This is a genomic window from Kitasatospora sp. NPDC058218 (assembly GCF_042882445.1).
In the GTDB taxonomy this organism is placed as follows: Bacteria; Actinomycetota; Actinomycetes; order Streptomycetales; family Streptomycetaceae; genus Kitasatospora.
Map to the genome: position 1 here is coordinate 43,826 of NZ_JBHVWC010000051.1, position 13,534 is coordinate 57,359.

Here is a 13,534-nt window from a genome sequence, read left to right on the forward strand (position 1 = left end):
CGAAGATGACCACCGAAGTTCGCTCGCTCCGCGAGTTCAAGATGCCCGACGTGGGCGAGGGCCTCACCGAGGCCGAGATCCTCAGCTGGTACGTCAAACCCGGCGACACCGTGACGGACGGCCAGGTCGTCTGCGAGGTGGAGACCGCCAAGGCCGCCGTGGAGCTGCCGATCCCGTTCAACGGGGTCGTCGAGCAGCTGTTCTTCCCGGAGGGCGCGACGGTCGACGTCGGCACCGTGATCATCTCGGTCGCGGTGGCGGGGGAGGCGGGCGCCGTCGCGCCGGCCGCGGCCGCCCCGGTGGCGCCGGTGGCCGCGCCCGCCGAGGCCGAGCCCGCCCGGCGCGAGGTGCTGGTCGGCTACGGACCGCGGACCGGCGGCACCCAGCGCCGGGCCCGCCGGACCACCACGACCACCGTGGTCGCCGCGACCCCGGCTGTGCCCGCCCCGGCCCCGGCCGCCGTGCCGGCCCCCGTCGCCGCCCCGGTGGTGCCGGAACAGCCCACCGGTGACCGGCCGTTGGCCAAGCCGCCGGTGCGCAAGCTCGCCAAGGACCTCGGTGTCGACCTGCGGGCCGTCACGCCGACCGGCCGGGACGGCGTGGTCACCCGCGAGGACGTGCACGCGCACGCCGCCGCGGCGGCCGCCGTCACGGCGCCGGTGGCCGGGCCGGTCGTGGCGGCCCCGGCGGCCCCGGCGGAGTCGGTGTCGGTGGCGACCGCCACCACCGGCGACGTCCGGGTGCCGATCAAGGGCGTCCGCAAGGCGACCGCGCAGGCGATGGTGGCCTCGGCCTTCACCGCCCCGCACGTCACCGAGTTCGTCCAGGTCGACGTCACCCGCACGATGAAGTTCGTCCGCCGGCTCAAGGAGAGCGGCGAGCTGGGCCGAGACGTCCGGGTCAGCCCGCTGCTGCTGGTCGCCAAGGCGCTGCTGACCGCGATCAAGCGGCATCCCGAGATCAACGCCCAGTGGGACGAGGCGGCCCAGGAGATCGTCATCAGGGGCCAGGTGAACCTCGGCATCGCCGCGGCCACCCCGCGCGGCCTGATCGTCCCCAACATCAAGGACGCGGGCGCCAAGACGCTGTCCGGCCTGGCGGTCTCGCTCGGCGAGCTGATCGACACCGCCCGGCTGGGCAAGACCTCGCCGAACGACATGCAGGGCGGCACCGTCACCATCACCAACGTCGGCGTCTTCGGCGTCGACACCGGCACCCCGATCCTCAACCCGGGCGAGGCCGCGATCCTCGCCTTCGGCGCGGTCCGGGAGCTGCCGTGGGTGCACAAGGGCAAGGTGGTGCCGCGCCAGGTCACCACGCTGGCCCTCTCCTTCGACCACCGCCTGGTGGACGGCGAACTGGGCTCCAAGGTGCTGGCCGACATCGCCGCGCTGCTGGAGCGCCCCAAGCGCCTGATCACCTGGGGCTGACCGGCCGGAACGGAGGAAGGGGCCCCGCTCCGCACCACTGGTGCGGGGCGGGGCCCCTTCGGTTCCCGGGCGTCGGTCAGCGCTGGGGACGCAGCCGGCGCACGGCGATCAGGACGCCCGCGCCGAGGGCGACGAAGGCGGCGGAGGAGGCGGCGAGGAAGCCGTTGCGGGCCTCGGCGCCGGTCTGGGCGAGCTCGGGGGTGCCGGCCGGTGCGGTGGGGGCCGGTGCGCCGGCGGTGGGGGCGGCCGGTGCGGCGGCCGGGGTGCCGGCCGAGGTCCGGTCGGTCACGGGGGCGGGCTTGGCGGTGCTGGAGGCGGTCGGCTTGGGCGCGGCGGGCTTGGCGGCGGTGGTCGGCTTGGCGCTGGGCTTCGCGGGGGTGGCGGGCTTGGCCGGGGCGGCGGTGCGGACCACCGAGTAGGAGTGGGAGCCCCCGGACTCCACGGGGTAGCCGTCGGCCTTGCCGCCGACGTAGACGGTGAAGTCCTTCAGGTCCGCGGCGGCGTTCGCCGAGACGGAGACCCGGAACATGAAGTTCTCGGCCCGGCCGTCGTTGAGCTGCTTGACCTTGAGCGAGCTGGTGTCCGCGATGATCGTCGGGTCGCAGCCGTGCCGGAGGGAGAGCTTCTTCCAGCCGCCGCCGGTGGCCGCCTCGATCGTGAAGTCCTCCAGCCGGGTGGAGCCCTTCTCGTTGAAGATCGCGATCGTGGGGGCGACGTTCTCGTACGGGGCGCCGGTGAAGTTGGTGACTCCGACGCCGACCTCGGCCTTGGCGCCGCCGGCGGTGATGCTCTGGTGGTCCGGAGTCATGTGGAACCCGGCGGTGAGGTCGCCCTTGTGCGCGGCGGCCGGGGTGACCGGCTTGGCCTCCGCGGCGGCCTTGCCGTCGCCGCAGGCCCAGGAGGCCTCGGCGGTCATCAGCTGGACGGAGCCGGCGAGGACGACGGTGGCGGCGACGGCGGCGAGCCGGCGGCGGCCGGAGGGCGAGGTGGCGTTCTTCGCAAAAGCGGAGATAACGGACGAGCGCATGATGTGAGTCCCCAGGGTGGTGATGCCGACGGTGTGTGAAGGTGACCGGCTCCGCGTCTTTCGCGCGGTGCGCCCCCCGGCCCTGCCGGTCTCGCTCTCCGTGCCTTCATCCGTATAGACGCGCATCCCCGTCGGTGGTTGCAGGTGGTTGCGAAAGTTCTTCGAGAATCTTCGAACGCCCCGCGGGCGGGGGTCGCTCGGCGATACTGCCGCCATGGCAGAGGAGCTGATAACCCGTTCGGCGGAGCGTCGGACCGCCCCCGAGGAACGCCGCTCGCTGCGGCGGGACGCCTCCCTCCCCGCCCTCCTGGCCGGGCTGGTCTGCATCGTGGTCTCGTTCTCCGGGCCGCTGGTGGTGGTGCTCGCGGCGGCCTCGGCCGGACGGCTGGACACGGCGCACACCGCCTCCTGGATCTGGGCGGTGGCCGTCGGCAGCGGGCTCACCGGGCTGCTGCTCAGCTGGTGGACCAGGACGCCGGTGATCACCGCCTGGTCCACCCCGGGCGCCGCGCTGCTGGTGACCAGCCTCGGCGCGTACCCCTACCGGGAGGCGGTCGGCGCCTTCCTGGTGAGCGGGGTGCTGGTGGCGCTGTTCGGGGTCACCGGACTGTTCGGGCGGTTGATCGCCGCGATCCCGGCCGGGATCGTCAACGCGATGCTGGCGGGCATCCTGTTCTCCTTCGGCGCCGGCATCTTCGGCGCCGTCCACGGCGCGCCCGCCCTGGTGCTCGGCAGCTTCGCCGCCTTCGTGCTGGCCAAGCGGTTGGCGCCGCGGTACGCCGTGCCGGTCGCCCTGCTGGTCGGCGGGGTGCTGGCGGCCGTCACCGTCGGGCTGCCGGTCCACCTCGGGGCGGGCGGCCCGACCGTGCCGGTGTTCACCGTGCCCGCCTTCTCGGGGCCGGCCATGGTGGGTCTGGCGCTGCCGCTCACCATCGTGGCGCTGGCCTCGCAGAACGCCCCCGGGCTGGGTGTGATGCGGGCCTTCGGCTACCGGCCGGACGACCGGCTGCTGATCGGGGCCACCGGCGGGGTCTCCGTCCTGCTGGCGCCGTTCGGCTCGCCGGGGGTGAACCTGGCCGCGATCACCGCCGCCATCTGCGCCGGGCCGGAGAGCCACCCCGATCCGCGCCGCCGCTACGTCGCCGGGATGTCGGCGGGCCTGCTGTACCTGCTGGTGGGCAGTTTCGGCGGGCTGCTGGTGAGCCTGTTCACCGGTCTGCCGAAGGAGCTGATCGCGGTGATCGCCGGGGTCGCCCTGCTGGCCTCGCTCCAGGGCAGTCTGGCCGCGGCCGTCGCCGACGAGCGCGGCCGGGACGCGGCGGTGGTGACCTTCCTGGCCAGCGCCTCCGGGATGAGCCTGCTCGGTATCGGTTCGGCGTTCTGGGGGCTGCTGCTCGGCCTCGGCACCCACCTGGTGCTCCGGGCCCGGCCGGGGCGGAGCGGCTGAGGTCACGGGTAGCAGGGATCACCCACCTGATCGGACTCATAGGTATGACCGGGGTGATCCGGGTCGTTCGGCCAGGTCGGTGACTTTTTCGCCGGACGGTGGGGGTGACACGCCGGGCCGGGTACGTCTTCGCGTCCACCACCCGGGCGACGCCGGGTGACCGGATCCCCGAGGACGCACCCGTATGCCGCCTGGCAACCCTGGCCGTCTCGTCCGGAGTCTGGCCGCGCTCGTGCTGGTGTCCACCGCCGTACTGCCCGCCGCCCTGGAGCTGGCCGGCCCCTCGCCGTTCGGTGTGATCGGGCCGGGGGCCCCCGCCGACCGGGCGGTGCCGCCCCACACCGTCCAGCGGGCCGACCTCCGTGCCGCCGGCACCGCCCCCACCGTCGACATAAGGCGGACCGGGGACCCGGCCAACCGGATCACCCTGGTGCTGCTCGGCGACGGCTACCGCGCCGACGAGCAGGAGCTCTTCCGCGAGCAGGCCGACCGGGCCTGGCACGCCCTGATGGAGATCGAGCCGTTCCGCAGCTACCAGGGGTTCTTCAACATAAGGCGGGTCGAAGTGGTCTCGCCGGACTCCGGCATCGCCGAGACCGAGAGCCGGGGCCGCAACCCCGGGACCCCGCTCGGCATGCACTTCTGGTGCGAGGGCACCGCCCGGCTGCTCTGCGCCGACGAGGCCGCCACCGCGCGCTACGCGGGGGAGGGCGACGGCCCGCAGTACCTGATCGCGCTGGCCAACTCCAGGGAGTACGGCGGGGCCGGCGGCACCGGGGTGACCACCCTGGCCGGCGGCAGCCCGGACGCCGGGCGGATCATCCAGCACGAGATAGGGCACACCGTGGGCGACCTCGGTGACGAGTACGACAGCGCCCCGGACGACGCCGACTACCCCAACCTCTCCACCGAGAACGCCGACGACATGCGCCGCAAGCAGACCAAGTGGTGGCGCTGGCTGGGCGCGGAGTCCCCGGACGGGGGCGGCACGGTCGGGGCGTACCGCAGCGCCAACGGGATCTACCGGCCCACCCGGGACTCGGTGATGCGCACCCTCGGCGGCGCCTACAACCTGCCCTCGCGGGAGGCGATCATCGAGGAGATCTACCGCCGGATCCGGCCCACCGACACTCCCGTGCCCGCCCCGGGCGAGGTGACCGGCCGCCCCCGGCTGGAGGTCCGGCCGCTGCCCCTGGCGGGTAGCCGCCGGCTGCAGGTGGACTGGAAGGTGGACGGCGTCCCGGTGGAGCCGCAGGCGGTGGACCGCAGCTGGCTCGACACCGCCGCGCTGACCCTGCTCCCGGGGCAGAGCGCCACCGTCACGGCCACCGTCCGGGACACCACCGACTGGGTCCGCGACGAGGCCTTCCGCGACCGGTACATGACCAGGTCGGTCTCCTGGACGGTCACCGGTTGAGGCGGTTCGTGCCCGATCCCCCCGCCGCCCCGGCCCCGATCTCCCCGCCACCCCCGGCTGAGGGTCGAATGATGGGATGACTAATCTGGGCACACTATGTCCGTGGAGCCCGCCAGTTCAGCCCGCCCCCTGTCCGTCCCCGCTCCCCGATCCACCGCCGAGCCGGCGCCCCCGGCGGTTCCCGCGCCGCCGGTGCCGCCCGCGGTCGCGCCGCCGCCCGGCGGCCGCACCGCCTGGCTGGCCTGGTCCATCGGCGTCAGCGTCTACATCCTCGCGGTGATCCACCGGACCAGCCTCGGGGTGGCCGGGCTGGACGCCGCCGAGCGCTTCGCGATCGGTGCCTCCGCGCTCTCCACCTTCTCGATCCTCCAGGTGCTGGTCTACGCGGCGATGCAGATACCGGTGGGCCTGCTGGTCGACCGCTTCGGCCCGCGCCGGGTGCTGCTGTTCGGCGTCCTGCTGCTCAGCGCCGGACAGCTCGCCTTCGCGTTCTCCTCCTCCTTCGCCCCCGCGCTGGCCTCCCGGGCGGTGCTGGGCTGCGGTGACGCGATGACCTTCATCAGCGTGCTGCGGATCGCCGCACGCTGGTTCCCGGCCGCGAAGAACCCGTTCGTCGCCCAGCTGACCGGTCTCGCCGGGATGGGCGGCAACCTGGTCACCACCGTCGTCCTGGCCGACGCCCTGCACCGCGAGGGCTGGACCCCGACCTTCACCGCGATCGCCCTGCTCGGCGTCGCGGTCTTCGCCCTGGTCGCGCTCTTCCTGCGGGAGGCCCCGGCGGGCGCGCCGCTGCCGGCCGGGGCCTTCGTGTCCGGGCCCGTGGCGCCCCGGCCCGGCGTCGGCCGGCAGGTCCGGCAGGCGTGGTCCGAGCCCGGCACCAGGCTCGGACTCTGGGTGCACTTCACCACCCAGTTCCCCGGCAACGCCTTCGGCCTGCTCTGGGGCCTGCCCTACCTGGTGGAGGCCCAGGGCATGTCGCGCGCCGGGGCGGGCGGGCTGCTCACCCTGCTGGTGCTCGCCAACATGTCCTTCGGCTTCCTCTTCGGCCGGGTGCTCTCCCGCACCGCCCGGGCCCGGATGCCGATCGTGCTCACCGTCATCGCCGCCACCGGGCTCGGCTGGGCGCTCGTGCTGGCCTGGCCGGGCGGACACCCGCCGGCCTGGCTGCTGGTCGGGATCATCCTGGTGATGGGCAGCAACGGCCCGGCCTCGCTGGTCGGGCTGGACTACGCCCGGGCGCGCAATCCCGTGGAGCGGCTCGGGACCGCCTCCGGGATCGTCAACATGGGCGGCTTCATCGGCACGATGATCACCCTGTTCGGCATCGGCGTCCTCCTGGACGCGCTCAGCCCGGCCGGCAGCGACACCTACTCCGCCGACGCCTTCCGCTGGGCCTTCTGCTGGCTCTACGTGCCGCTGGCGGCGGGCACCCTGATGATCCTGCGGCTGCGGCGCAAGGTCGCCGAGCGGGAGCGGGGCGCGCCGGCCCCGGCCTGACGAGCGGCCGGCCGCGGCCGGAGCACCCGCCTGCCCGGCCGCCCGGGCCGTGCGGGCGGGCGCCGTGCGCTCCGGCCGTGCGGGGAGAGCCGGTCAGGCCGTGACGGAGAAGTTGGCCAGCACCCGCGAGGCCAGCTCCCGGTCGCCCTCGACGGTGACCGGGCCCGGGCGGCCGCGGCCGCAGGCGAGCCGGACGTACGTCTCCCAGTCCAGCGTGAGCTGGACGTCGGGGGCGAGGCTGATCGACTCGTCGACGGTGCCGCGGCCGGCGTCGTCGACCCGGACGGTGCGCAGGAACTCGACCGGGCCGGTGACGTCCACCACCAGCGTCGTCCCGGCCGGGGCGCCGGCCCGGTGGGCGACCGCCTTGGGCAGGGCCTCCAGCAGGACGTCGCGGGCGAGCAGCGCGGCCGGGGAGTCCAGGTTGCCCGGCGCGGCGAGGGCCCGGCGCAGGTCCTGCTCGTGCACCCAGACGTCGAAGGCCCGGTGCCGCAGCAGCTCGTGGTACGGCAGGTCGCGGCTGAGCGGCCCGGCCGGGAAGCGGACCGCCTCGGACGGGGTCTGCTTGGCGCCGCGCAGCGCGCGCGAGCGGCGGATGATCGTGTACTCCAGCTCGCCGGTCATCTCCAGCGCGGTGTGGCAGCGGCGCTTGTCGACCGGCAGCTCGATGTAGCGGGCGAACTCGGTGGTGACGTGGCGCAGATCACGGGGGAGCGAGTGGATCGGGCGCGGGTCGCCGAGCAGCTCGGACTCGACGGCGATGACGTGCGAGACGACGTCCCGGACGGACCAGCCGGGGCACTCGGTGGCCCGGTTCCAGGAGCCCTCGGGGAGAGGGGCCACCAGCTCCGATATCGATTCGATGGACTGCGTCCACGCCTCGGTGTAAGCCTGCACGGTCTGGTTGTCCGTCACGGGAATCTCCGGCCCTCCGTCAGCTGCCTTGCCACGCGCGCCCTGGTTCGGGGTCGGACGGGAAAGTCCGGCTTCCGGGCACACACGCTAACCGCACGTTACGCTGCCGGGTGAGAACAGGGCAGCGCTTTCGGGTGACGATCGTAGGACTCTTGCCGTGGACGGTGGTACTGTGCGCGCTTCATTGATCCAACTCGCGGTCTCCGACGCCGAGCCGCCCGCCGAGCGGCGGGCCCGGGCGGCGGCTCTGGTCCGCGCCCAGCAGGGGGCCGACCTGGTCGTCCTCCCGGAGCTGTGGCCGCTGGGCGGTTTCGCCTACGACCTCTGGTCGGACGGCGCCGAGTCGCTGGACGGGCCCACCTCCGACGCGATGGCCGCCGCCGCGAAGGCGGCCGGGGTCTGGCTGCACGCCGGGTCGATCGTCGAGCGCGACCCGGACGGGCCGATCTACAACACCTCGCTGCTGTTCGCCCCGGACGGCGAGCTGGTGCACACCTACCGCAAGATCCACCGCTTCGGCTTCGACAGCGGCGAGGCGGTGGTGATGGGCGCCGGGCAGGAGATCGTCACCGCCGCCACCGACTTCGCCACGCTCGGCCTGGCCACCTGCTACGACCTGCGCTTCCCGGAGCTGTTCCGGGCGCTGCTGGACGCGGGCGCGCAGCTGCTGGTGGTCCCGGCGGCCTGGCCGGCGCGGCGGCGCGAGCACTGGACGCTGCTGAGCCGGGCCCGCGCGGTCGAGGAGCAGGCCTACGTGCTGGCCTGCAACACCGCCGGGACGCACGGCGGGGTCGAGCAGGCCGGCCACAGCATCGTGGTGGACCCGTGGGGCCGGGTGCTGGCCGAGGCGGGTGCGGGGGAGGAGGTGCTGACCGTGGAGTTCGACCCGGCGGAGGTGGCCAAGGCCCGCGCCGAGTTCCCGGTCCACCGGGACCGGCTGCTGGGGATCCCGGCCCCCGTTCAGCGGTGACGCCCGGGGGCGGGTGAGCGTGGCTTTCCGGGGCATACGGGAGGCTTGTACAGGACGGCGGCATTTTTGAGAAGATGAGCCATCGTCGTGTTACCAGCCGTTCTTCAGCCGGCCTGTCCCGAGGCAGACCGTCGAGCCTGCCCGAGGAGGTCGCGCGCATGTCCGGCACCGGCGCAGGCGACACCAGCCCCGTGATCCAGCGCAACAGCCTGCGCGAGCAGATCGCCGGCGCGCTGCGCGAGGAGATGATGGCCGGCCGGCTGGCCGCCGGCCGCAACTTCACCGTCAAGGAGATCGCCGAGCTGTACGGGGTCTCCGCGACCCCGGCCCGCGAGGCGCTGGTGGACCTGGGGGCGCAGGGACTGCTGCGGGCCGAGCACCACCGCGGGTTCACGGTGCCCGAGTTCGGCTGGGCCGACTTCCTGGAGATCTTCGAGTCCCGGGTGCTGCTCACCGACAGCTGCTTCCGCCAGCTCGCCGTGCGCGCCGCGGTGCCGGACGCGGGCCGGCTGCCCTCGCTGCGCCGCCGGGCGGACGCGGCGGTCCGGGCCGTCCGGGCGGGCAACCTGGACGTGATGGTGGGCTGCGACCGCCGGTTCTGGCAGGAGGTCGCCGGGCTGCTCGGCAACCGCCGGATCGGCGACTACCTGGACTGGCTCCGGGTGCAGTCCTGGATGTTCGCCGCGCCCTACCTGCGGACGATGCCGACCCTGGGCGGGGTCTGCTGGGACCGCCACATCGAGCTGGTCGAGGCGATCGAGGGGCACGACCTCGCGGGCGCGCACCGGATCGTCTGCGAGTACAACCTGTTCACCGTACGGGTGCTGGCCGGACTGACCGGGGAGCCGGTGGAGTCGGTGGGCGTGCTGTCGCTGCTGGCCGCCGGGCTCGACCCGGCGCCCGCGCCGTCGGGTGGGCCGGGCGGTGCACCGGGCGGTTCCTCGGTGTCCGCGGGCTCCGATGCGGGCGGCGGGCCCCGCCAGGGGGAGTCCGGTGACACCCCGGTGGGCCGGCCGGAGCCGCTCCGGGCACCGGAGGCCGGCCGCGGCCGGGAACGCGAGCTGGGCCGGGAGCTCGGCCGCGAGCTGGGCCTCGGCCTCGGCCTGGTGCCGCAGCCGCGCACGGCGGCGTACGGGCGCTTCGGCCGCCGATCGGCCGACCCGTCGGCCGGCCAACTGCCGGAGGGGCGGCCCGACCCGCACCGCGCGCCGGGCCGGTAGGGTGGGCGGTCGTCGTCCCGGGCGGTCCCTGTACCGACCGTCCGGACACCGACCCGTCCATCCGTCGTCCGCCCGCGCGGACGACCCCGCCGCCCGGAGAGGAAGAGCCGGCCCATGGCCTGCGACCTCTGGCTCGTCCCGCTCGTGGACGTGCTGAGCCACAGCCCCGACAATCCCTTCCGGGACGATCTCGCGCTCTACAACGCCGTGTTGACCGCGCACGGGCTGCCCGAGGTGCCGGTGTACCAGTACGTGCCGGGGATAAGCGGGGCGGTCGAACCGATAGCCGCCTTCGACTACGACTCGCTGCACTTCCTGCGCCGCGCCTACTTGTTGGGCCTCACCGGCCTGGACATCACGCCGGTGGACGCGCTCGGCGGCGACTACGAGCAGCTGTTGGAGATGTTCGAGAGCAGCGCGGAACACTCGCACCTGGTCTGGCACTTCGACCACGCCGGGGCGTACGTGCCGATCGAGTTCGCGGTGCCGCTGGTGGACGACGCGCTGCTCGCCTCCGGCGGCCCGCTGGGCTCCAGCCACGGGCTGCTGCGCGAACTCCAGGCCGTCGCGCCGGCGCTGGGCATCGACCCGCTCAACCCGCCGGACCCGACCAGGCCGCTCGGCCCGACCGGTCTGGAGCAGCCGTTCGGCCCGCCGCTGGACGACCTGCACCCCTTCGCCCGGGAGCGGCACGCCTGGGCGGGCCTCTACGCGGCGGCCACCCGCAGCCTCACCCAGGGCTCGATGATCGTCTTCGCCTGAGCCCGAGCCTGAGCCTGGGCCCGAGCCCTGCGCGCCGGGAGCCGGGAGCGGCCTCCGCTCCCGGGCTCCGCACGGCCGCCCGGGGCCGGGCTACCGCAGCGGGCCCTCCGGCGGCCGCTGGCGCGGCATGGTGGGCCGGGTGCCCGGCGGCGGCAGGATCCGCACCTGGGCGCCGATGCCCGACTCGCTGCGGCCGCCCCAGCTGCCGGAGGCCTGGGTGGGCAGCTGGGTCATGCCCGCCCGGAACTCCAGCATCCACTCCGAGGTCTCGGTGCGCACCATGTCCGAGACGTCCTCGCAGAACCGCCGCAGCACCCCCAGGCAGCGCTCGGCCGCCTCGCCGGCGGTGCCCTCGGTGGGGCCGAGCACCTCCCGCACGCACTCCGACGCCCAGTCGAACTGGAAGGCCTCCAGGCGGCGTTGCAGCGCCTGCGCGGTGGAGACGTCCCGCATCCAGCCGGAGGTCAGCCCGAACGCCCGGTCCGCGCCGTAACAGGCCGCGGCGAGCGCCAGTCCGACGTAGCCCCAGCTGGTCGCGTTCGCCACCGTGCCGGTCAGGTCCACCAGTGGGGCGGTGACGCCGCCGACCGCGAAGCCGGCCGTGCCGAACCGCAGCAGACGGGCCCAGCGGCGCTTCCAGACCCGGTCCCGGCGGTACCAGTCGATCGCCTCCACCGCCCGCTCCTCGGACCAGCGGTAGAGCTCCTCCAGTCGCTCGGCGGGCTCGCCCCAGTCCCCGAGGGGGAACTGGCGGGCGCTCAGATCGGCCCGGCGGCGGGTGGAGGCCCGGGGCGCGACTGCGGCGACGGGCTGGTCCTCCTCGCCGATCTCCTTGCCCCAGGCACTCTCCTCGGGCTGCATTTCCGGCTGGCTCACCTGTGGGGCTCCCTGTGGCGGGCGGACTGCTGGGTCTGACATCGCGTCCTCCTGACAAGTCATCGGCCTGACGGGCCGTGAAACGTCGGACGACGGATCGGATGCACACGGCGCCCCCGGGCGAGTGTGGGTGCCCCGGGACGGCGTACCGGCCGGTGGCCGGCGGTTGTCCATCAGCACTTCTTACCGCCAAATGGCTGACCATGGGGGCGCTTCGCCAATGATCGTTACCGGATTCGGGCACCGGATGCCGAGGTGAGCGGGTTGCGGCGGTCGGCGAGATTTCACCCGTCCGAGCGAGGCCCCGGTGACCCGCTGTCCTGACCCGGACACCGGGGGCGCACCGGCCGACCCGCCGCTTGGAGGATCCTCCGACACCGGCAGCGTACGGACGGCTTCACCTGGAGCTTCCGACGGGACCGGAGGGCGACGCGAACCGGCCACCGACTACCCTTGCCAACCGTGAAGGTCCTCGTCATCGGCGGCGGCGCCCGCGAACACGCCCTGTGCCGCTCTCTGTCCCAAGATTCCGCCGTCACCGAGCTGCACTGCGCCCCGGGTAACGCCGGGATCGCGCAGGTGGCGACGGTCCACCCCGTCGACCAGCTGGACGGTGCGCAGGTCGCTGCGCTCGCCCGGCGGCTCGACGCCGACCTGGTCGTGGTCGGCCCGGAGGCCCCGCTGGTCGCGGGCGTCGCCGACGCCGTGCGCGCGGCCGGCATCCCGGTCTTCGGCCCGTCCGGCAAGGCCGCCCGGCTGGAGGGCTCCAAGGCGTTCGCCAAGGACGTCATGGCCGGCGCCGGGGTGCCCACCGCCCGCTCCTACGTCTGCACCACCCCCGCCGAGGCCGCGGAGGCGCTGGACGCCTTCGGCGCGCCGTACGTGGTCAAGGACGACGGCCTGGCGGCCGGCAAGGGCGTCGTGGTCACCTCCGACCGCGAGGCCGCGCTGGCCCACGCCGCCTCCTGCGAGAGCGTGGTCATCGAGGAGTACCTCGACGGCCCCGAGGTCTCGCTGTTCGCGATCACCGACGGCACCACCGTCCTCCCGCTCCAGCCCGCGCAGGACTTCAAGCGCGCGCTGGACGGCGACGAGGGCCCGAACACCGGCGGCATGGGCGCCTACTCGCCGCTGCCGTGGGCCCCCGAGGGTCTGGTCGAGGAGGTCCTGGAGACCGTCCTGCAGCCCACCGTGGACGAGCTGCGCCGCCGGGGCACCGAGTTCTCCGGCCTGCTCTACGCGGGCCTGGCCCTGACCTCGCGCGGTACCCGGGTGATCGAGTTCAACGCCCGCTTCGGCGACCCGGAGACCCAGGTCGTGCTGGCCCGGCTGCGCACCCCGCTGGCGGCCGTCCTGCACGCCGCCGCCACCGGCTCGCTGGACCAGCTGGAGCCGCTGCGCTGGGACGACGGTGCCGCCGTCACCGTGGTGATCGCCTCCGAGGGGTACCCGGCGGCGCCGCGCACCGGTGACGTGATCGAGGGCCTGGCGGAGGCCGAGGCCGCCGACGGCACCGCCTTCGTGCTGCACGCGGGGACCAGGGCGGACGAGGACGGCCGGGTGCTCAGCGCCGGCGGCCGGGTCCTGTCCGTCACCGCCACCGGCACCGACCTCGCCGAGGCGCGCGGCCGGGCGTACGAGGCGGTGGGCCGGATCAGCCTCAAGGGCGGTCAGCACCGCACCGACATCGCGCTCAAGGCCGCGCAGTAGCCAGAGCGAGCGAGCTATTTAAGCCGCGAGCCGAGCGCATTGAAGCGGCTCAGGGGCGCTGCGTCCGGGGGAAACAACCCCCATGGACGCAGCGCCCCGCGGCGTTTCCGGGGTGGGTGGCACGGGAGTGGTTCCGACGGCCGCCGCACCGTTCGGCGGCCGGAATCCAGCCCATCGAGTGACAGCAGCCGCATCCGGCTGACGCAACCGGCTGCCCGGCCTTATGGTGCGCTGGTCCGCAGCGCCGTGGGCCGTGCCGCTCG

The 13,534-nt window shown here is 74.4% G+C and carries 11 protein-coding genes; 8 read left to right on the top strand and 3 right to left on the bottom strand.

All coding sequences use genetic code 11. The features are described 5' to 3' along the window. The first annotated feature begins 5 nt into the window (after positions 1 to 5). Complete coding sequence (locus ACFVYI_RS29015) at positions 6 to 1,430, top strand: dihydrolipoamide acetyltransferase family protein (protein WP_387891008.1); 1,425 nt, start codon at positions 6 to 8, stop codon at positions 1,428 to 1,430. A gap of 76 nt (positions 1,431 to 1,506) precedes the next feature. Here ACFVYI_RS29015 and ACFVYI_RS29020 read toward each other — a convergent pair whose 3' ends face one another. Next, complete coding sequence (locus tag ACFVYI_RS29020; protein WP_387891011.1) at positions 1,507 to 2,457, bottom strand: hypothetical protein; 951 nt, start codon at positions 2,455 to 2,457, stop codon at positions 1,507 to 1,509. Between the two features lie 214 nt (positions 2,458 to 2,671). On the opposite strand from ACFVYI_RS29020, the gene ACFVYI_RS29025 reads away from it, so the two are divergent. The 3 genes from ACFVYI_RS29025 (at position 2,672) to ACFVYI_RS29035 (ending at position 6,818) form a co-directional block, all read left to right on the top strand. Further along, positions 2,672 to 3,904, top strand: a complete 1,233-nt coding sequence (locus ACFVYI_RS29025; protein WP_387891013.1) for a benzoate/H(+) symporter BenE family transporter — start codon at positions 2,672 to 2,674, stop codon at positions 3,902 to 3,904. Positions 3,905 to 4,088: 184 nt separating this feature from the next. Then, positions 4,089 to 5,321 (top strand): M64 family metallopeptidase, encoded by a 1,233-nt coding sequence (locus ACFVYI_RS29030; RefSeq protein WP_387891015.1) that lies wholly within the window; start codon positions 4,089 to 4,091, stop codon positions 5,319 to 5,321. A 96-nt stretch (positions 5,322 to 5,417) separates the two neighbouring features. Further along, positions 5,418 to 6,818: a nitrate/nitrite transporter gene (locus ACFVYI_RS29035; protein WP_387891018.1), complete on the top strand. Its 1,401-nt coding sequence runs from the start codon at positions 5,418 to 5,420 to the stop codon at positions 6,816 to 6,818. A 93-nt stretch (positions 6,819 to 6,911) separates the two neighbouring features. On the opposite strand, the gene ACFVYI_RS29040 is transcribed toward ACFVYI_RS29035, so the two are convergent. Beyond that, positions 6,912 to 7,733: a maleylpyruvate isomerase family mycothiol-dependent enzyme gene (locus ACFVYI_RS29040; protein ID WP_387891021.1), complete on the bottom strand. Its 822-nt coding sequence runs from the start codon at positions 7,731 to 7,733 to the stop codon at positions 6,912 to 6,914. A gap of 172 nt (positions 7,734 to 7,905) precedes the next feature. Between ACFVYI_RS29040 and ACFVYI_RS29045 the strand changes: the two genes are divergently transcribed. The 3 genes from ACFVYI_RS29045 (at position 7,906) to ACFVYI_RS29055 (ending at position 10,685) form a co-directional block, all read left to right on the top strand. After that, a complete protein-coding gene (locus ACFVYI_RS29045; protein ID WP_387891023.1) occupies positions 7,906 to 8,703 on the top strand; it encodes a carbon-nitrogen family hydrolase in 798 nt (265 codons plus the stop codon). Positions 8,704 to 8,861: 158 nt separating this feature from the next. Next, positions 8,862 to 9,923, top strand: coding sequence for a GntR family transcriptional regulator (locus tag ACFVYI_RS29050; RefSeq protein ID WP_387891026.1), 1,062 nt, complete (start codon positions 8,862 to 8,864; stop codon positions 9,921 to 9,923). Between the two features lie 114 nt (positions 9,924 to 10,037). Further along, positions 10,038 to 10,685: a hypothetical protein gene (locus ACFVYI_RS29055; protein WP_380572634.1), complete on the top strand. Its 648-nt coding sequence runs from the start codon at positions 10,038 to 10,040 to the stop codon at positions 10,683 to 10,685. 90 nt (positions 10,686 to 10,775) lie between these two features. Here ACFVYI_RS29055 and ACFVYI_RS29060 read toward each other — a convergent pair whose 3' ends face one another. Then, positions 10,776 to 11,561 carry an SLATT domain-containing protein gene (locus ACFVYI_RS29060; protein ID WP_387891029.1) on the bottom strand — a complete coding sequence of 262 codons (786 nt, stop codon included), beginning with the start codon at positions 11,559 to 11,561 and terminating at the stop codon, positions 10,776 to 10,778. A gap of 462 nt (positions 11,562 to 12,023) precedes the next feature. On the opposite strand from ACFVYI_RS29060, the gene purD reads away from it, so the two are divergent. Continuing rightward, positions 12,024 to 13,271 (top strand): phosphoribosylamine--glycine ligase, encoded by a 1,248-nt coding sequence (purD, locus tag ACFVYI_RS29065; RefSeq protein WP_387891032.1) that lies wholly within the window; start codon positions 12,024 to 12,026, stop codon positions 13,269 to 13,271. Positions 13,272 to 13,534: the final 263 nt, after the last annotated feature.

Excerpts from the sequence above, each read along its gene's own strand:
- ACFVYI_RS29015 (WP_387891008.1), top strand. The coding sequence starts at position 6 with ATGACCACCGAAGTTCGCTCGCTCCGCGAGTTCAAGATGCCCGACGTG.
- ACFVYI_RS29020 (WP_387891011.1), bottom strand. The coding sequence starts at position 2,457 with ATGCGCTCGTCCGTTATCTCCGCTTTTGCGAAGAACGCCACCTCGCCC.
- ACFVYI_RS29025 (WP_387891013.1), top strand. The coding sequence starts at position 2,672 with ATGGCAGAGGAGCTGATAACCCGTTCGGCGGAGCGTCGGACCGCCCCC.
- ACFVYI_RS29030 (WP_387891015.1), top strand. The coding sequence starts at position 4,089 with ATGCCGCCTGGCAACCCTGGCCGTCTCGTCCGGAGTCTGGCCGCGCTC.
- ACFVYI_RS29035 (WP_387891018.1), top strand. The coding sequence starts at position 5,418 with ATGTCCGTGGAGCCCGCCAGTTCAGCCCGCCCCCTGTCCGTCCCCGCT.
- ACFVYI_RS29050 (WP_387891026.1), top strand. The coding sequence starts at position 8,862 with ATGTCCGGCACCGGCGCAGGCGACACCAGCCCCGTGATCCAGCGCAAC.
- ACFVYI_RS29055 (WP_380572634.1), top strand. The coding sequence starts at position 10,038 with ATGGCCTGCGACCTCTGGCTCGTCCCGCTCGTGGACGTGCTGAGCCAC.